Consider the following 18118-nt stretch of genomic DNA (forward strand, 5'->3'; position numbering starts at 1 on the left):
CTCGCGCCCGCTTTCGAACGCGGAAGTCTACGGAGCTCCGGGCGGTGCCGCCAAACCCGCGCCGGTCAGGGGGCGCAGGCCGTGAGCAACGTCTCCACCTCCTCCGGCAGGGCGCGGGCGAGCCGGTCGAGATCGGGCACGGCCTCGGCGTCGGCGACCAGCCCGTAGTGGACGCGTCCGCGGTAGGTGGAGACGGCGACCGCCAGGGCGTGTCCGGGGGCCAGCGGCGCGAAGGGGTGGACGGCGGTGAGCGGGTGGCCGCCGAGCCTCAGGCCGGGGCCGGGCAGCGGCACGCTGGTGACCAGGATGTCGAACCAGAGCCGGGCGGCCTGGCCGACCAGGGGTCCGCCGAGCCGGTGCCCGAGCGCCGGCACGTGGTCGGCGAGCAGGGCGACGGCGCCGGGTCCGCGGTCGGGTCCGGCGTCCTTGTTGCGGTCCATCACGGCGCGGACCGCGCCGAGGCGGCCGAGCGGGTCGGGATCGCCGACGGGCAGCCGTATCAGGTAGCCGGAGAGCCGGTTGCCCGGCGGCTGCGCGGTGCGCGGGCGGCGCCTGGAGACCGGGATCAGGGCGCGGGGTGCCACGCCCTCGCTGCCGTCGCCGCGTTCGTCGAGCCAGCGGCGCAGGGCGCCGGCGACGACCGCGATCAGGACGTCGTTGACGGTGCCGCCCTCGGCCTTGCGGATGCGGTGCACGTCGTCGAGGTCGACGGTCGCGCCGGCGGTGCGGCGGGTACCGGAGGGCCCGGCGGTGAGCGCGGGCGAGGTGCGCGCGTCGAGGGTGGACAGGGCGACACCGGCGCCGATGTCCAGGGCGCGGCCCGCGCCGGACAGGACGCCGCGCAGCACTTCCGGCAGTCCGCGCGCGTCCGGCGGCCCGCCGCGCCGGGGCCCCGCCGGGCGCGGGCGGGGCGCCGGGGCGTCCACCGGGTCGAGGATCGCCGCGGCGAGGGTGAGCGCGCGCAGCCCGTCGGCGAGGGCGTGGTGGAACTTGAACAGCACGGCGAACGACGCGCCGTCGCGCCCGGGCAGCACATGCGCCTCCCACGGCGGCCGGCCGCGCTCCAGCGGGCGCTCCATGAGGCGGCCCGCCGGGGTGTGGAAGTCGGCGGCGGGCGCGTGCAGCCGGACGTGGTCGAGGGGGTCGAAGCCGGGGTCGGGTTCGCGGGCGGCGCCGCCGAAGGAGAGCGGCCGCCGCAGGGCGAGCGGCTCCCACACGTCGCGGATGCGCATGCGCAGTCCGGGCACCGCGGCGGCGCGGGCCGCGAGCAGGTCCGCCGCGTGGGCGCCCGCGGCCGGTGACCGCGCGGCGAAGATCCCGAGCGCTCCGAGGTGCATCGGGTGCTCGGCGGACTCGATGTTCCAGAACGCGAGGTCGAGAGGGGCGAGCAGGTCGGAAGTCAAGGGCGTGCCTCGCATCGACGAAGGTGGACCAGCAGTCAATCGCCCTTCGGCGATTACGGTCAAGTACGATCTCGCTACGCACAGTTACTATCGGATGAAGTGCACACCCCGCACACCCGGAGGGGCGGGGAGGCCGCCACCTCGCGAGCCGCCGGCTTCCCGGGAGGACGGATCGGGCAGGACGGGCGGCCGCCCCGGTTCGCTGTTCGCTCGCCCCGGCGGGTGACGGCCCCCGGCGGGCCCGGCTCCAGGCAGCGGCGGGCGCGGGCCTGCCGGGCCCGCCCGGTCCGCGCCCGCCCCGCGCCACGGGCCGGGCACGCCCGGTCCGCCGGTGCGGTCAGCCCGCCGGGCGGCCGGCCGGAGCCGCCCGGGAGGCGTCGCGGATCAGCGCCTGGTGAGCGGCCCGTACGCGCTCCACGTCCGGCTTGAGGACCGCGCGGTCGTAGGTCGTCAGCCCGTTCAGCTCGCCCTCGACGTCGGCGATCTGGGTGCAGACGGCGCCGTCGCTCCCCCGGCAGACCAGCGCCCGCACCTCCTCCAGCCGGGCCAGGTAGTCGTCGGTGTACGTGGCCGGATCGACGTCGACATACGACTGCCGCACGGACCAGGCGGGGCCGGGCACCGCCAGGCCGAGACCGCCGTACTCGCCGCTCACCAGGGCACCTTCGCCGTCCGGGCGGGGCGGCAGGGCGGGGCTCGGGTAGCCGTGCTCGTCCATGATGTGGCCGGCGCCTCCGTCGGCCCCCAGGTTCAGGCCGGACCGGTTGTCGACCAGGCGGGTGGGGTCCCAGGACTGGGCCTGCTCGGCGACGCGGCCGAAGGAAGACGGGTACGCCGTTGAGGAGCGTGCGCGGGACGCCGTTCACCTTCTCCACGGCGATCGAGCGCATCCCGAAGTAGCCGCCGACGCGGTCGGCGCCGACGGTCACCTTCGGGCGGCCGCCCCCGGGGCCCGTGCGTCAGCGGACCCGCTGCCCCTTGCCCAGTGCGATCACTCCGCCCTTGGAGACGGTGTAGAGCTCCGCGTCCCGCTCCGGGTTGACGCCGATCGTCGCGCCCGGCGGCACCACGACGTTCTTGTCCAGCACCGCCCCGCGCACCACGGCGCCCCGCCCGATGTGCACGTTGTCGTGGAGCACCGAGCCCTGCACCACCGCCCCGGGGTCGACCACCACCCCCGGCGACAGCACGGACCGGGTGACCTGACCGCGGATCAGGCATCCGGAGCTGATGATCGACTCCCCGGCGATGCCGCCCGCGTTGAAGCGGGCGGGCGAGAGCTGGCCCGAGTGCGTGTAGATCGGCCAGTCGCGGTTGTACAGATTGAAGGCGGGACGCTCGGCGATCAGGTCCATGTGGGCGTCGTAGTAGGCGTCGAGGGTGCCCACGTCCCGCCAGTAGCCCTGGTCGCGGCTGGTCTCACCGGGCACGTGGCTGGAGCCGAAGTCGTACAGCGCCGCCTCGCCCCGCTCGGTGAGCTGGGGCAGGATCGAACCGCCCATGTCGTGTGCCGAGTCCTCGTCCTCGGCGTCCCGGTGCAGCGCCTCGATCAGCGCCTTGGTGGTGAAGACGTAGTTGCCCATCGAGGCGAAGACGCAGTCGGGGTCCTCGGCCAGGCCCGGCGGGTCGGCGGGCTTCTCCAGGAAGCTCTGGACCGTACGGCCGTCCGCCCGGGGCGTGATCACGCCGAACGACGACGACTCGGCGCGCGGCACGCGGATGCCGGCCACCGTCACGCCCGCCCCCGACTCGATGTGCTGGGCGAGCATCTGCCGCGGGTCCATGCGGTAGACGTGGTCGGCGCCGAACACGGCGACGTGGTCGGGCTGTTCGTCGTGCACCAGGTTCAGGGACTGCAGGATCGCGTCGGCGCTGCCCAGGTACCAGCGGGGGCCGAGCCGCTGCTGGGCCGGGACGGGCGTGACGTAGTTGCCCAGCAGGCTGGACATCCGCCAGGTGGTGGTGATGTGCCGGTCCAGCGAGTGCGACTTGTACTGGGTCAGCACGCAGATCCGCAGGATGTCCCCGTTGACGAGGTTGGACAGGACGAAGTCGACGAGCCGGTACGTGCCGCCGAAGGTGACCGCGGGTTTGGCGCGGTCCGCGGTCAGGGGCATCAGGCGCTTGCCCTCCCCGCCCGCCAGGACGATCCCGAGCACCGATGGACCCCCACGCCGCATGGCCGCTCCCCTCACCCTCGCCGATTCCGCCTGCCCCGGTGCGGGGCGCTACGCCCGTCCCAGGATCTCCTCGTAGAGCCGGACGGTGCGGCGCGCGACCGCGTCCCAGCCGAACTCCCGCACCGCCCGTTCCCGTCCGGCCTCACCCATCCGCCGGGCGGTCTCCGGGTCGGCGAGGAGCCCGTCCAGTGCGCGCGCGAGCCCCGCCTCGAAGTCGTCGTCCACGGGCACGAGTACCCCGGTTTCGCCGTCCTCCACGACCTCGGGGATGCCGCCGACCCGGGAGGCCACGACGGGAGTGGCACAGGCCATCGCCTCCAGGTTGACGATGCCGAGCGGCTCGTACACCGAGGGGCAGACGAACGCGGCCGCGTGGGTGAGGAGCTGCACCACGTCCGGGCGCGGCAGCATCCGCGGGATCCAGTGCACGCCCGCGCGGCGCCGGCTCAGCTCGCCGAACAGTTCGCGGAACTCCCGGTCGACGGCGGGCGTGTCGGGTGCCCCGGCGCAGAGCACGACCTGCGCGGCGGGGTCGATGTCCCGTACTGCGCGCAGCAGATGGGGTACGCCCTTCTGGCGGGTGATGCGGCCGACGAACAGGACGTAGGGCCGGGAGCGGTCCAGGCCGATGCGGTCCAGGGCGCCGGTGGCGGGGTCGGGCCGGTAGAGGGCGGTGTCGATGCCGTTGTGCACGACGTGGACCCGGTCGGGCGCGAGCGCCGGGTAGCAGGTGAGGATGTCCTCCCGCATGGCACCGGAGACGGCGATCACCGCGTCGGCGGCCTCGATCGCGGTGCGCTCCGCCCAGCTCGACAGGGCGTATCCGCCGCCGAGTTGCTCGGCCTTCCAGGGGCGCAGGGGCTCCAGGGAGTGGGCGGTGACCACGTGGGGGATGCCGTGGAGGAGTTTGGCGAGGTGGCCGCCGAGAGCCGCGTACCAGGTGTGCGAGTGGACCAGATGGCGGTCGGCCAGGGCGGCGGCCATGGCGAGGTCCACGGAGAAGGTGCGCAGCGCGTCGTTGGCGCCGTCGAGCGCGGGCCAGGGCCGGTGGCGCAGCACCCCCTCCGTGCCGCCCTCGCCCCAGCAGTGCACGTCCAGGTCGACGAGACGGGCCAGTTCGCGGGCGAGGAACTCGACATGGACGCCGGCGCCGCCGTACACGTCCGGCGGGTACTCCCGGGTCAGCAGTCCCACTCTCACCCGTACCTCCCGTCGCAGCGCCTGGTCCCCTCATGGTCACCCGGACGGGGCGTGGGGGGAAGAGGGCGGGGCTGCGGGCGGGCGCCGGGCGGGGCGCTGAGGGGCCCGTGCGGACCCGGCAGGGGCCCCCGCGGACCGCGCGGGCCCGGGAGGGGCGGGGAAGCAGCAGTCGCCGCAGACGCCTCCGCCGGGCACGCGGTAGTACAGGCAGCAGCTGCGGCGGCGGAAGGCGGTGCCGGTGAGCGTGCCGGTGCCGGCGAGCAGGGGGTGGCCGAGCAGTTCGGCGGTCAGGGCCCGGGCGCGGGCCGCGGCGTCCGGGCGGCCGTGGGCGCGGGCCCAGCGGTCCAGTTCCCGGGCGGCACCGGCCAGCGCCGAGGCGGCGTTGCCCCGCAGCAGGCCCTCCGCGACGCGGTACCGGGCCCGCAAGGCCGTCGCCAGCGGCACCAGATGGGCGCCCAGCACGGCGGCCGCGACGGTGTCCGCGTCGCCGGGCAGGGGGCGAACGCCGGTGAGCCACAGGTCGTCCGGGGCCGCGGCGCCGGGGTCCCAGCGGAGCAGGTCGGGGTCGAGGTCGGGGATACGGCCGTACAGCGCGGCGCAGCCGAGGGCGGCGGACCACAGCCGGGCCGCGAGCCCCTGGTGGGCCACCGAGGCGGCGATCCGCGCCTCGGGGGCGCGCAGAGCCGCCGCCACCTTGCGGACGCGGAACGTCAGGGGATCCCGGCGGCTCCCCGGCGTCCCCGTCCCGTACACCTCCGCCAGCGGGGGAAGCGGACGGGGCGGCGGTCCGGACGCGCGCAGGACGAAGAAGCCGCCGAGCGTGCGGAGGGCGGCGAGTCGGGGGTCGAGGTCCACGAGGAGCAGTCATACCGGGTCCGCCGGGCCCGGACCGCACCGCCCCGTCGTACGCCCCGTCACTTCCGGTCCCTGGCACCGTCGTGCCGGGGGCCGTCCCCCGGCCGTCCCGGGGTCCGGGCCCCCGGTCGACCCTTGCCCCGCCCCTGCCGTGCGGGTCCCTGACAGGCCGTCACCCGGGCCGTGTCAGCCCGTCAGGGGCGCGCCGTCCCGCCGTCCCGGTCCCTGTCCGCCATGACCCTAGGGGTTCCCTCACAGGGGCGGCTGCCGGTGGTGCCCACCCAGGGGATGACGGTGCCCGCTTCGTACTCCATCGGGAGTAGGACCCAGTGTGTGCTCAGGGACGACGACGACACGAGCGCCGGACGGCATGGTGGGGGTATGAACGCCGACCGTACGCCGCACCGGGCCGCGGGCCCCCGCCTCAGGCAGAGGAGCAGCCGATGAGCGCCCTCGCGTTGTCCGTTCTCCTGTCGCTCGTCTCCGCCGTGGCGTACGCGGGCGGGGCGATCGTGCAGGAGCGGGTCGCGGAGTCCTCGCCCGAGCGGCAGTACGCACCACTGCGCCGGCCGGGCTGGTGGGCGGCGGTCGCGCTCAACGGCATCGGCGGACTGCTGCACGTCGCCGCCCTCCTCTACGGCCCGCTGAGCCTCGTGCAGCCGCTCGGGGCGCTGACCATCGTGTTCGCCCTGCCCATGGCGGCGCTGTTCGTCGGCCGCAGGGCCGGCGCGGCCGCCTGGCGGGGTGCGCTCATGGCGACCGTGGGCCTGGCGGGTCTGCTGTCCCTGGTCGGCACCTCGGACGCGCAGTCGCTGGCCGCGGCCGAGCGGGTGTCCGTCGCCGTCGCCACCGGCGGTGCGGTGGTGGCGCTGATGCTCGCGGGCCGGGCCGCGCACCGGCATCCGGCGGTGCGCAGCATGCTGCTCGCGACCGCGTCCGGCATCGCCTTCGGCATGTCCTCGGTGTTCACCAAACTGGTCGCCGTCGACTGGACGGGCGGCGTGTCGGCGGCGGACCTGCCGTCCCTCGCGGTCATAGGCGTCCTCGCCACATCCGGGATGCTGCTGTCCCAGGCGTCCTACAAGGGTGCCGGTCTGGCGGCTCCGCTGGCCACGCTCACCGTGGTGAACCCGGTGCTGGCCGCGACGGTCGGTATCACGCTGTTCGGCGAGTCCTTCCGCTACGGCACGGCGGGTACGGTGCTGGCGCTGGGCTGCGGTGTGGTGGCGGCCGGTGGTCTGATCCTGCTGACGACGGAGCGGATCGCACGCACACAGCGGCGGGCCGCGTCGCCGGACGGGACGCCGGACGGGAGCGGGGCCGCCGGGGACCCGGACGTGGCGCCGACTGCGGCCGGTGCCGCGTCCGCACCGGCATCCGCGAAGGACGGAACGGGGACGGTCGCCGCACCGGGCGCCGCGCCGGTCTCGGGTGGTGCGGCGGCTCCGGCGGGACCGTCCGGGGACGACGTTCTCCCCGGACACCCCGAACATCCCGGACGCTGCGGGCAGCCAGCCGCCGCGCCGCCCGGGCCCGTTCCCGTGCCCGCCCCGGCGGCGCCGGTCCTCCTGGACGACACCCACGACTTCCCCTACGAGCCCGGGGAACCGTCGACGCTCGACGCTCCCGTGCCGTCCTGCGGCCCCTTCTACGGCGGCCTCTGCGTCCCGGTACTCGACCGGCGCCGGACGCGGATCAGATCCTGACGCCGCCGGCCCGCAGATAGGCGACCGGGTCGACGTCCGAGCCGAAGCCGGGCCCCGTCCGCACCTCGAAGTGCAGATGCGGGCCCGAACTGTTCCCGGTGGACCCCGAGCGGCCGATGCGCTGCCCGGCGCCGACGGGCTGTCCGTCCTTGACGGAGATCGCCGACAGGTGCGCGTACTGGCTGTAGCGGCCGTCGGTGTGCCGGATCACGACCTGATAGCCGTAGGAACCGCCCCAGCCGGCGCTGACGACGTGGCCCGCCGCGATCGACTTCACGGAGGTGCCGGTGGGGACGGGGAAGTCGACGCCGGTGTGGTACCCCTTCGACCAGGCGGAGCCCGCCTGACGGTAGGGAGTGCCCAGAGCGGCGTCGACGGGGGCCACGACCGAGTGGCCGCTCACGGCCTTGTGGTCGTTGCCCTTCCTCGCCTTGGCGTCGCGCTCCTCGGCCTTCCTGCTGCCGCTCTTCCTGTTGTCGGTCTTCCTGCTCTCGCTCTTCTCGCCGTCGTTCCCCTTGTTGTCGCTCTTCTTGCTTTCGGTCTTCCCGCCCTCGGGGCCGGCGTCGTCGCGCCGGCTGTCCGGCGACGCCTTCCGCTCGGGGGAGGCGGACGGTCCGGGCCCCTTGCGGCCGCCGCGGCCGGAGCCGGCGTCCGCGCCTTCCCCGTCCAGTCTCAGCCGCTGCCCCGGCAGGATGATGTCGGGGTCCGCTCCGACCGTGCCGCGGTTCACGGCGTACAGCCGGTGCCAGCCGCCCTCGACCCGCTCGGCCTCCGCGATGCCGGACAAGGTGTCGCCGGAGATCACCGTGTACATCTCGGCCCGACCGGCCCGGGACTGCGGCGGCGTCTGGGGCCGCACGTCCTGGACCGGGCCGCGGCCGGTGGTCCGGCCGGACCGGACGCCGTCCCGCCCGTCCTTCGTCTCCGCCGTCGCGGAACCCCGGCCTTCGGCCTTCTCCTCGCTCGTGCCGGGGCCCGGCGACCCCGCCGGGCGGATGTCCGGCTCGCCGCCGCCCCGGGTCAGTCCGGCGCGGACCGAGCACACCGGCCAGGCGCCCGGCCCCTGCCCGTCGAGCACCTTCTCGGCGACGGCGATCTGCTGGTCCTTGGTGGCCAGGTCCGCGCGCGGCGCGTACCGCGTGCCGCCGTACGCCTCCCAGGTGGACTGGGTGAACTGGAGTCCGCCGTAGTACCCGTTGCCGGTGTTGATGTTCCAGTCGCTGGTCGCTTCGCAGGCCGCGACCTGATCCCAGGTCTCCACGTCGGCCGCGTGGGCGGTGCCGGTGCCGATGAGCGGCAGCGCTATGCCGGCACCACTCGCCGTGACGGTGAGTGAGGCGCGGTTGATCCTGTTCGGCTGATACCGGCGGTGCCGACCGCGTACGGCCATGGAACGTCCCCCTCGACACTGCGTCAGGAGGGGCCAAATTATGCGGCGGGAACCGGCGGTGACAAGACGGCAATCGGCCGCTCCGGCATGCCGGGTGGCGTGGAAACGACGCCGTGCGACCGCGACCGGCATCCTCCCGGGTCCGCTGGGACTCCTGGGGACGCCCTCCCGCCGACGGCCCGGCCCCCGTCCGAGGCGTGCGGCGGCCGCTCGGCGTCCGCGAAGGCCGTCACGGCCCGTCCCGCCGGCCACGGGGGGCACCGGGCCGGCGGGCGGCGGCGGGACCCACCGCCGTGGGGCGCGTACGGCTCAGCCGAGCGGCGGGCCCGGTTCCGGATTCGGCACCGGCTCCGGTCCCGGCGGGATCGGGGACGGGGACGGCTCGGGGGGCGGGCCCGGGTGCGGTGGCGGGGGTGTGGGCTGCGGGCCCGGGGCGGGACCGGGCGGCGCGGGAGGCGTCGGCTCCGGCGGCGGGGTCGGCTGGGGGCCGGGAGACGGCGGCGGGGCCGGTGCCGGGCCCGGAGGCGGCGCGGGGGGCGGGACCGGGTCCGGGTACGGCTGCGGGGGCTGGGGATCCGGACCCGGCGTGGGCCCCGGCGGGACGGGATCCGGATACGGGTTCGTCATGGCAGGTGTCCTCCGGCCAGTCGGTCGACTTCGGCTCTGGACTACTTGCCCGCGTACCCGCCGCTCGCGCCCCCACTCACTCCCTGGCATGAACGGGCGGCGGCCAGGTGGGCCCACCCACCGCCCGCCGAGCGCTCCGGACCGCCGCGACCCCCGCCGCGAGCCCGGCCCGGGGGCTGGAGAAGACCCGGGACCGTGGCTGCGACCAGGCGGCAGGCGGGGGCCATGGACGCCTGGGCCGGCAGGATCGCGCCGGTGCCGGTGACCGCGTCGGCGGCGGCCGCCACGCGCCTCGCGTGCCCCTCGGTGTCACCGGCTTCGAGGCGGTCCCCGGCGCCGGCGGCGAGGACGGTGCGCAGGTGCTCGTCGGGCAGGGCGTCGAAGGCGGGAACGTGCGCGGGTGAGGTGTGCGCCAGCGCCAGTATGGTCCCGGGCCGCGTCAGGCCGGCACCGCGCCCGGGCTGCGCTCCTGGTCGGAACCCGGCACCGGTTCGGACGGGTCGCCGCCCAGGGCCACGATGCGGTTGTCGCCGTCCACGTGCACCACCCGGGGCTTCAGCTCCCGCGCCTCGGCGTCGGTGACCTGGGCGTAGCTGATGATGATCACCAAATCGCCGGGGTGCACGAGATGGGCGGCGGCACCGTTGATCCCGATCACTCCTGATCCCCGCTCGCCCTCGATCACATAGGTCTCCAGCCGGGAACCGTTGGTGATGTCGACGATGTGCACCAGCTCCCCGGGCAGGAGATCGGCCGCGTCGAGCAGATCGGCGTCGATGGTCACCGATCCCACATAGTGCAGGTCGGCCTGGGTGACGGTGGCGCGGTGGATCTTGGACTTGAACATAGTACGCAACATTGGGGCACTCCCACAAGTAGGCTCCCTGCCTGCGTTTTTGCAGGTCAAGGGCTATTTCCACACCCTACAACGAGTCGCATGTTCGGGCAGCTTTCCCCAGGTTTTTCAGGACTCATGCTGACCACTTGCTGACTTTTCTGATGCATCGTCAGACGACTGGACGAGGGTTTCGCGCTCTCCCGTCCCCCACCGCGACGACGGCACAAGCCTACGCAGCACCCCCTCAAGGGCATCCGTGATGACCGTCACTCGAGCGGCCTGGAGGGCGGTCAGAGCCGGGCGCGCCCCGCAGGCGGAGCCCCCTGAAGTTCATCGAAGATCCCGAGGAACGAACGAGCGCGGCAACATAGCAGCGAATCGCCGGTTAGCCAAACCGGCGATTCTCATGACCATGGAATAGCTCGTCCGGTGGCTTCGGCGGTGGCACAGGTCGAGTGTCAAGAATGTTCGAGATTTAGCCGGAGCAGAGCGCGAGTCGATACCGCGATCACACTTGGGCCAACCTTGAGGGAGCCGTCTTGCCGATGGAACCGCAATCGCACCCCGACGAGTCCCGCACCGATTTCGACTCGTCGCGCCGACGTCGCAGCGTCGAGCCGGTCCTCATGGACACTGCCGAGGTCGCCGCGATGCCTGTTGGAAGACTCTCCCTCCCTCGTGGTACTGCGATCAACGGGGCGTGACCCCTGCGCGCGGAGGTACCACGCGGAGAGGTGAGGCAGGTCCGGGCGTCCAGGGTCCGGCCTGCCTTTCCCGTCTGCCGTGGAGGCTCGTTACTGGAGTGCGGCCTCCAGCAGCCAGCTCACCGGTGCGTTGTTCGCCAGGTCGGTACCGGTCTTCTTGGCCCTGCCCACACTGATCTTCTGCACATTGGTGGGCAGCGTTTTGGTCACCCGGTTGCCCACACGCGGCACGTCCCAGAACTCGATGGCCCAGGCACCGTTGACGAACGTGGCCACACGCAAGCGGACATCACCGAAGTCTGCCCCCACGCTGAACCAGACACTGCCCCAGCCCAGACCGCTGTTGGCGGGGGGAGGAAGGACGACGACCATCTTCGTCAGGTCGATGGCGTTCCCGTCCTGGTCGAAGGCGAACCCCTCGGGAATGACGCCTGTCTGGAAGTCTGCCGCTGCCATGAGCGTGCTCCTCTCTTGTTCGATGAGACCGTCTCACCATCAGCCAGCATGACGATGTGCATGGACTCGATCACAGGGCGTGCGAGGGGGCGCTCAGGACACAACCGTCTCGTGCGGTCGGTCATGCATCTCGCAACCATCACAGACGCGCCCCCAAAAAAGCGGGGACGGCGCGGGACGCTGAGCCTGTGGGCCGACGACGGCGGAAAGGGCCGAGCACCACCCGACCGAGGAGGCCGCACACGGTCCACAGCAACTCCTGCCCGCACCGCCTGCACACCGGCCGCCGCGCCTCACGCTCGGCGGCCGTGCGCCGCACCTCTTCCGCTTCAGCGCGGGCGGTCTGGTCGCGGTAGAGATTCCCGCCATCGGGGTTGTCGAGCGCGGCAGCCAGCATCCGCCCGCCCGTACGTCCCCGGCGCCGCCACACCGCCGCGTCCGCGCCGTGATCCTGGAGCTGTTCCAGAGGGGTGGAGACGACCGGCACGGCCTGGCCGTAGCCCTTCGCCGTGACCGCCTCGCGGTGGTAACTCTCACGGCGCGGCGCCCGGAAACCACGGCCGGCCTCCTTGAGGACCTGCACGTTGGTGACCTTCGCCATGGTGGTGTCCGCGAACACGAACGCAACCGGCGGCAGGACCTCCCGGCCGGTCGGCGGGTAGACCCGCCGCCACAGCCGTTTGTCGTGGCCGACGTCCTCGATCACGTCCGGCCCCGAGCGGACCAGGTCCACGGCCCAGCTGCCCGCGAACCAACAAGCCCCGGACTACCGCAAAAACATCCACACCCTCACCATCCTCATGTACTGGCTCGGTGCAGAGACGGCCGTCCTCGAGCGCGACGTCCACGACCTGCGCAGCCTGTTCCGCTCCTCGAAACGGCAACGCGTCGTCTTTCGCGATCCCGCAAACCTGCCCGTCGGTGACCTGAAGGGGATTCCGCGGTCCGTGCCCAGCGACCTGCTGGCAGGGCTGCTGGACCACGCTGCCACGCCGCTCGTGCGCCTGACCGTCGCCTTGGCTGCTGTGCACGCGGTCTCCGGCCACGACATCCGCGCGATCCGGACAGCCGATGTGGACCTCGCCCGCGGCACCGTCGAGATCCGACGCTGCCTGCCGTGGCACACCCTCTACCTTGAGCAGTTCACACACCGCTTGGCCGCCAAGTGGCTGGCCTACCGCCACCACCGCTGTCCGGCCTCGACAAACCCTCATCCGCTGGTCAGCCAGAAGACCGCTCTCGACCTCGACCACCCAGCCATCAACATCGGCACGCTCCGAGGGATGCTGCCGAAAGACGTGACCTTGGACGGCCTGCGTCAGGACCGAATCCTCAAGGAGGCGCTCGAGTGCGGCGATCCACTGAAGCTGATGCGCCTGTTCGGGATCACGGAGAAGACCGCCATGCACTACGTGAGGACCGCCCATCCCGAACGCACAGCCAAGCTGCCAAGGTGAGACTTCCCAATGCCGACTGCCAAGTGCTGGCATCGATTCAGATCCTGATCGTCAGCGTCTTGAGTAGTAGACGGTGTCCTGGCGGCGGCTGGCGCCGGCGAAGGTGATTCGCCCCGCAGTCAGGACAGGTCGGCAACCAGGTGCTTGATCAAGTTCCCGGAGTGTCGGGGTTGTTGGTGATTCCCAGGAATGGCTGCGGGTGTAAACCGTCGCTTGCGTAAGCGGCGAACTCGCCCGCAGGGCCCGTCAATGCGGCCTTCGCCGCGTGGGTTGGAGCATGGCCGCACCCAGGAATCGACGAAGCCGCGCTTCGGCGAGGGTCCTGGTCGGCGCGGTCGCCGCCGGTGGGGCAGCAGATTAGGTGTTCCGCTCGCTTCCTACGGTCTATCCATGGGCAGACACGGCCAATATGTATGACGTCGTCCTTGGCGTCGTGACGCCCTACTCATGCCCGAGGAGTCCGCCCGTGCACCGTCTTCCCACCGTCGAAACCGAGGTCGCCGACGAGCTGGCCGCTATACGTCCCGGTCTTCTCCCCCGGTACGCGGCCGAACTGCCCGGCGCCCGCGCCGCCGTGCTGACCCGACTGTGGCGGGCCCTCGCCCACGAACCACTGCCCTGGGTCCGGAAGCGGGAGGCCAGCCGGGACGAGCTCGTCCTGCACCTGCGCGACGAGCGCACGCTGCACGGACCGGCAGCCGATCCCTACCGCACCGACGCGTACGTCGACGAAGTCCGGCTCGACGGCGTGCTGTACGGCGATCCGGCGCGGTTGACGGTGGACCTCGCCGTGCCGCACGGCGTCGGCTACGCCGCGGAACTGGGCCACAGCGTCGCCTCGATGGCGCTGGCGCGAGCCGGACAGGACGAGGACCGGGCCGCGCCCGCAGACCAGCCGGGCGGGTGGCCGCAGCACGATTGGGAAGCGGAGCAGTGGGTGGTGGACGGGCACCCCTTTCACCCCAACTGCCGCACCAGACCCGGCTTTTCCGTGGCCGATCAGCTCGCCTACGCACCGGAGCACCGGCCGGTGGTGGGGCTGGGGCTCGTGCCGGTCAAGGCGGCTTCGTGCCGGGTGGCCGGCGTATGGCCCGAAGGGCTGCGGGACGGGGAGTACGTGCTGGTGCCGGTGCATCCGTGGCAGGCGGCGCATGTACTGGCGCGACCATGCGACGCCCGGCTTCCCTCACATCCGCTGATGTCCCTGCGCACCCTGGCCCTGCCCAGCGGGCCGCATGTCAAAACCGCGCTGAGCACCCGGCTGACCTCCTTCGTGCGGAACATGTCCGTCGACTCCGTGGTCGCCTCCGCGGCCCTGTCGACGTTCGGGGAGGACCTGGCGGCCCGCATGGACGGGGTGCTGCACGTGACACGGGCCCTGGGCGCCGCCACGGACGGCTCACCCGACCTGGCGGCGGTGGTGCGCGAATCACCGGCGGCGTACGCGGCACGGGGGGAGCGTGTACTGCCGGTGGCCGCGCTCCCCGCTACCGGACTGCCCGGCTCCCCCGCCTGGCTGACCGCGTTCACCCGGCTTGCCCTGACGGCCGGGTTGCGTCTGCTGGAGATGGGCGTGGCCCTGGAGGCACACGGCCAGAACCTGCTGGTCGTGCTGGACCAGACGGACGCCCCCCGGTGTCTGGTCTACCGCGATATGGCCGACATCCGCGTCAGCCCTGCCCGCCTCACCCGGCACGGGCTCACCGCGCCAGATCTGCCACGGCGGATCGTCACAGACGATCACCGGGCCCTGCGACGCAAAGTGTTCGGGTCGTTGGTGGGCGGCGCGCTGGCCGCCACCGCGGGTTCCGGCGCGGCGCTGGGCGAGGCGCTGGAGAAGGCCGTACGGGATCTGCCGCGCTCCCCGGACCTGACGGCGCTCCTCGAGGAGCCACTGCCGGTGAAGGCGCTGGTGCTGATGGGATTGTCACCGGGGACGGCCGGCGACCTGTGGGGAGAGCTGCCCAACCCGCTCTGTTCCAGGTTCCGTGTCGGTCGTACTGGTGGGAGGCCCCACCGGTTCCGCGACACTGACCATCCTGCGCTGATACCCCCCTCCCCGGGTACGGCGCCCGAGGACGGCTGAGTTCCGCAGGTCAGTTCCCGTCGTCGTCATGTTCTGCGCCTCAGACCTGTCCATTCGGCCGGTCCGCCTCGCCGGCCCCTGGGCAGGTCGGTCGGCAATACCACCATCCTGTGTCCAGCGTCGTCCCCGGCTTATTCCGGCAGGGCTTTGGGGACTCAGGTATGACGCTCCGTTACCCGCACAACGCAGCTTGCAAGGCGTCCTGGTCCAGTACATGGCCGACTGGAGCGACAGAGGCCATCTCCGGGAGCCTGTGCGCGTTCCGACCCCACAATGACCGAGACAGGTGCAGCGGTTGCGGTGCCCACTGCACGGCGACAAAGTAGGAAGCAGAGGAACTTTGTCTTTCGTTTCCGTCCGTGGCGGTGTTGCGGAATGCCCACTCAGCAACCTGAGGACCTTCAGCGTCAGCGATGAATCAGGCGGCGGCTGCCCGGGTTGACAGTGCCGCCATGGAGAAGCGCTTGGATGCCTCGAAAGAGGTTGGTGCTGGCCTGCGCCACTGACGAGCAGCGTTCCACGCCATGGGCCTCCACCAGCCCTGATCTCGTGCCAGGTCGAGGGCTTGGCGCATCCAGTGGTCGGCGTCGCGGAGTTCGCCGCGGCGCAGGTGGACAGGTGCAGGCAGTAGACGGCGGTGGCGTTGCTGGCGCGGAAGCCAGTGGGAGAAGGAATTGGAGGTCATCTTGTGGACGACCTCCGGGAGGGGACCGCGCATCCGCCTCAGCCGGTGACCAGCCGGACCAGAGCGTTCGAGTGAGGTCGGTGCGGCTGCCGTGGCCCCCGGGAGGGGGCTCCCGGGGGGGTCGGCTTCAGCGGGTTGCGGCCTCGTCGAGTTGCGGCCTCGTCGACTTGGCGGTGGCTTACTGATCATTTCAGAATGAGGTTCGGAGTCGTCGCAAGCAAATGATGCTGCAGGCGAGTTGGAGCAGTCCGAGGTGGAGGTCGGCTCGTATCTCATAGCGGATCCGCAGGCGCTTGAACTGGTAGAGCCAGGCGAAGGTCCGCTCAACGACCCACCTGGTCCTGCCCAGGCCGGACCCGTGGGCGGTGCCCTTGCGCGCGATCTTCGGCGTGATGCCACGAGCGCGCAGGAGCCGCCGGTACTTGTCGTAGTCGTAGCCGCGGTCGGCGAACAGACGCCTGGGCCGGTGCCGGGGCCTGCCCACCAGGCCGCGAATGCGGGGGATCGCGTCCAGCAGGGGCATGAGCTGGGTGACGTCGTGACGGTTCCCACCGGTCAACGACACTGCGAGGGGTGTTCCGTGCCGGTCGGTGATCACATGGTGCTTGCTGCCCCGGCGGCCGCGGTCGACCGGCGAAGGTCCGGTGTGAGCCCCCCTTTCAGGGCCCGGACGTGCGAGCCGTCGACCGTCCCACGGCTTTCGCCGAGCCACCCCATACCCCCGGATCATCGGTCCCGGAGTGATCCAACCACCTCGAAGATCATTTCGTTAGGAGTTCTAAAGAGCGAAGCACCGGCTGACCGAAGGCGGCGACCTGATCGGCGAACAGGACCCCTGGACTGATGGTACGGACGGCGCAGCAGCGTCAGATGGTGGGGTGCGAGGCAGTCTTCAGCTCCCCGGCGCAGCTGTAACTGTCGGTGCGGGGGCGGGAAGCGTGGCCCTTCACGTCGGGTTGCTGTACTCATGGCGTTGCCCGCAGCCGCCCCGTCGGCCCCGGCCCCGCCCGGGGCCGATCGGGGGAGTGACAGGCGACCCAGGGGCGGCAAGCTGAGCTGCCCGGCACCGTAGCGGCAGCAGCATGCCCGACCCCCAGATGGTGTACTCCCACGTGTCGATGGGCGGATACTCCACTTGGATGGGAGGAGGCATTTCCGCTGGCCCTGCGGCTGCGTTGGCAGCGGAGATCCGCGAACCCTCAGGGGCATCTCTCACGGCTCCGATCATGTGGAGTTCTGCGACTGTTGGTAGAGCAATGAGATGGAGAGGTCAGTGATTGAGAAAGCACCCGATGAGCAGGACGGATTCACCGTGATCCTTGAGGCGGCGGGAAGCAATGAGACTGCGGTCGTCAAGGTCGTCCGAGAGCTCACCGGACTGGGCTCGAAAGAAGCCAGAGAACTGGTTGAAAACGTTCCCAAGACAATCAAGGAGGGCGTCCCCAGGTCCGCCGCGGAGGAATGCAAGAAGAGACTCGTAGACGTTGGCGCCACGGTGAGCGTCGAATGAGTTGCGGATGCCGGTAGGGAGCGCCAGGCAGTGGAGACCGCTGGTACGTCTCGCTGTCGAAGCCGGGCGGACGGCCACCGAGCCGGTCCGGCCGCAGGCGGTGGCCGACTTGGCCGGACGGTGCGGGATGACCACGCGGATGCGCGGCATCACCGTCTCGAAGGCAGGTGCATCACCCGCCTGGCCTCCGATGACCGTGAAGGCCAGGGGCCGCACGGCCATCCACGGCCAGGTGGACCTGGGTGCTCAGGCCGCCGGCCGAGCGTCCGAGTACTTGGTCGACGGGCTCACCGTCGCGGGCCGCTGCTTTTTGGGCCTTCCGGCCGGCAGCATTGCTGGTGCGCCCGGACGGTCGTGGAGTCCACCGCACCATCCAGTCAAGGACGTCGGCGGCGTCCACCCGCCGCCAGGGCCGCGGCGGGGCCCCTCTCCCGCGTGCCGCCCTCGGCCCATCCTTGTGAGCGGTCTGGAATGAACCGAGTTCGCTGGGCAGGTCCGGCCAGGGTGAGTTGTGGGGTGCTTCACCGAGTGGTGTGCCGCGGCTGGCCGCACGGTAGGGCGGCCCGGTCTCTCAGAGGCGGACGCCGTCGATCTCGATGGTCTGGATGGAATAGGCGCCGAACAGCAGCGAGAGGCGCTTGCCGCGCAGGCGTGCGTTGGAGATGCGCTGGTACTGACGGGCGATGCGATACCGGGGGCTGGCGTCGGTGACCCAGCGGCGGGCGGTGCTGCCGACGCTACGGAAGCGGGACAGGTCGTAGGTGACCCGCTCGGAGGTGCGGCCGCGGACGGTGACCAGGACCAGGCGGTGCTGGTCGGGATCGTAGGCGGCGACGGTCGCCTGGTCCCCGCTGTCGATGATCAGCATGCCGGGGCGGATGTGCCGGGCGTACTGCGCGAACACGAAGTACCGGTTGGTCACGAGGCGGCCAGTGCCCGGGTAGGGCGTGGTGACGCCCAGCCGGCCGTCTTTGCGCCGGGTGTCGGTGCTGTAGGTGGCCTTCAGCAGGCCCCAGCTGTG

Annotated in this window: 12 protein-coding genes and 4 pseudogenes; 4 read left to right on the forward strand and 12 right to left on the reverse strand. The window is 72.2% G+C overall.

Annotation, left to right across the window (positions count from 1 at the left end):
* Positions 1-65: 65 nt before the first annotated feature.
* The 5 genes and pseudogenes from AB0L74_RS16465 to AB0L74_RS16485 all read right to left on the reverse strand — a co-directional run bounded on the left by AB0L74_RS16465 (position 66) and on the right by AB0L74_RS16485 (position 5638).
* A complete protein-coding gene (locus AB0L74_RS16465) occupies positions 66-1403 on the reverse strand; it encodes a wax ester/triacylglycerol synthase family O-acyltransferase (protein ID WP_365651623.1) in 1338 nt (445 codons plus the stop codon).
* A gap of 337 nt (positions 1404-1740) precedes the next feature.
* A pseudogene (locus AB0L74_RS16470) lies at positions 1741-2335 on the reverse strand (hypothetical protein); the annotation flags it as partial.
* 27 nt (positions 2336-2362) lie between these two features.
* Positions 2363-3583, reverse strand: coding sequence for a glucose-1-phosphate adenylyltransferase (gene glgC, locus AB0L74_RS16475; protein ID WP_365651625.1), 1221 nt, complete (start codon positions 3581-3583; stop codon positions 2363-2365).
* Between the two features lie 48 nt (positions 3584-3631).
* Positions 3632-4783 (reverse strand): glycogen synthase, encoded by a 1152-nt coding sequence (glgA, locus tag AB0L74_RS16480; protein WP_365651627.1) that lies wholly within the window; start codon positions 4781-4783, stop codon positions 3632-3634.
* A gap of 36 nt (positions 4784-4819) precedes the next feature.
* Entirely contained in the window at positions 4820-5638 is an 819-nt protein-coding gene (locus tag AB0L74_RS16485) for a (2Fe-2S)-binding protein (RefSeq protein WP_365651629.1), read from the reverse strand.
* A 443-nt stretch (positions 5639-6081) separates the two neighbouring features.
* On the opposite strand from AB0L74_RS16485, the gene AB0L74_RS16490 reads away from it, so the two are divergent.
* Positions 6082-7344 carry a DMT family transporter gene (locus AB0L74_RS16490; RefSeq protein WP_365651632.1) on the forward strand — a complete coding sequence of 421 codons (1263 nt, stop codon included), beginning with the start codon at positions 6082-6084 and terminating at the stop codon, positions 7342-7344.
* Here AB0L74_RS16490 and AB0L74_RS16495 read toward each other — a convergent pair.
* From AB0L74_RS16495 to AB0L74_RS16510, 4 genes are all read right to left on the reverse strand, one after another.
* The gene (locus AB0L74_RS16495) at positions 7334-8734 is read right to left on the reverse strand and encodes a transglycosylase family protein (protein ID WP_365651635.1); all 1401 of its coding nucleotides are present in this window, start codon (positions 8732-8734) and stop codon (positions 7334-7336) included. The genes AB0L74_RS16490 and AB0L74_RS16495 overlap by 11 nt on opposite strands.
* Positions 8735-9800: 1066 nt before the next feature.
* On the reverse strand, positions 9801-10220 hold the full coding sequence (gene panD, locus AB0L74_RS16500) for an aspartate 1-decarboxylase (protein WP_365651638.1): 420 nt from the start codon (positions 10218-10220) through the stop codon (positions 9801-9803).
* Between the two features lie 773 nt (positions 10221-10993).
* Positions 10994-11359 (reverse strand): hypothetical protein, encoded by a 366-nt coding sequence (locus tag AB0L74_RS16505; RefSeq protein ID WP_365651641.1) that lies wholly within the window; start codon positions 11357-11359, stop codon positions 10994-10996.
* A 139-nt stretch (positions 11360-11498) separates the two neighbouring features.
* Positions 11499-12092 (reverse strand): hypothetical protein, encoded by a 594-nt coding sequence (locus tag AB0L74_RS16510; RefSeq protein ID WP_365651644.1) that lies wholly within the window; start codon positions 12090-12092, stop codon positions 11499-11501.
* A 67-nt stretch (positions 12093-12159) separates the two neighbouring features.
* Here AB0L74_RS16510 and AB0L74_RS16515 point away from each other — a divergent pair, with 67 nt between their 5' ends.
* Together AB0L74_RS16515 and AB0L74_RS16520 are read left to right on the forward strand one after the other, a co-directional pair.
* Positions 12160-12816: a hypothetical protein gene (locus tag AB0L74_RS16515; RefSeq protein ID WP_365651647.1), complete on the forward strand. Its 657-nt coding sequence runs from the start codon at positions 12160-12162 to the stop codon at positions 12814-12816.
* A 466-nt stretch (positions 12817-13282) separates the two neighbouring features.
* The gene (locus AB0L74_RS16520) at positions 13283-14902 is read left to right on the forward strand and encodes an IucA/IucC family protein (protein WP_365651651.1); all 1620 of its coding nucleotides are present in this window, start codon (positions 13283-13285) and stop codon (positions 14900-14902) included.
* Between the two features lie 875 nt (positions 14903-15777).
* Here AB0L74_RS16520 and AB0L74_RS16525 read toward each other — a convergent pair.
* A pseudogene (locus tag AB0L74_RS16525) lies at positions 15778-16274 on the reverse strand (IS5 family transposase); the annotation flags it as partial.
* A gap of 586 nt (positions 16275-16860) precedes the next feature.
* On the opposite strand from AB0L74_RS16525, the gene AB0L74_RS16530 reads away from it, so the two are divergent.
* On the forward strand, positions 16861-17097 hold the full coding sequence (locus AB0L74_RS16530) for a ribosomal protein L7/L12 (protein ID WP_365651654.1): 237 nt from the start codon (positions 16861-16863) through the stop codon (positions 17095-17097).
* A 43-nt stretch (positions 17098-17140) separates the two neighbouring features.
* Here AB0L74_RS16530 and AB0L74_RS16535 read toward each other — a convergent pair.
* Positions 17141-17605, reverse strand: a pseudogene (locus AB0L74_RS16535) (IS5/IS1182 family transposase); the annotation flags it as partial.
* Between the two features lie 63 nt (positions 17606-17668).
* Positions 17669-18118, reverse strand: a pseudogene (locus AB0L74_RS16540) (hypothetical protein); the annotation flags it as partial.

The organism is Streptomyces sp. NPDC052020, from assembly GCF_040680575.1.
GTDB lineage: Bacteria > Actinomycetota > Actinomycetes > Streptomycetales > Streptomycetaceae > Streptomyces.

Excerpts from the sequence above, each read along its gene's own strand:
- glgC (WP_365651625.1), bottom strand. The coding sequence starts at position 3,583 with ATGCGGCGTGGGGGTCCATCGGTGCTCGGGATCGTCCTGGCGGGCGGG.
- AB0L74_RS16490 (WP_365651632.1), top strand. The coding sequence starts at position 6,082 with ATGAGCGCCCTCGCGTTGTCCGTTCTCCTGTCGCTCGTCTCCGCCGTG.
- AB0L74_RS16495 (WP_365651635.1), bottom strand. The coding sequence starts at position 8,734 with ATGGCCGTACGCGGTCGGCACCGCCGGTATCAGCCGAACAGGATCAAC.
- panD (WP_365651638.1), bottom strand. The coding sequence starts at position 10,220 with ATGTTGCGTACTATGTTCAAGTCCAAGATCCACCGCGCCACCGTCACC.
- AB0L74_RS16505 (WP_365651641.1), bottom strand. The coding sequence starts at position 11,359 with ATGGCAGCGGCAGACTTCCAGACAGGCGTCATTCCCGAGGGGTTCGCC.
- AB0L74_RS16515 (WP_365651647.1), top strand. The coding sequence starts at position 12,160 with ATGTACTGGCTCGGTGCAGAGACGGCCGTCCTCGAGCGCGACGTCCAC.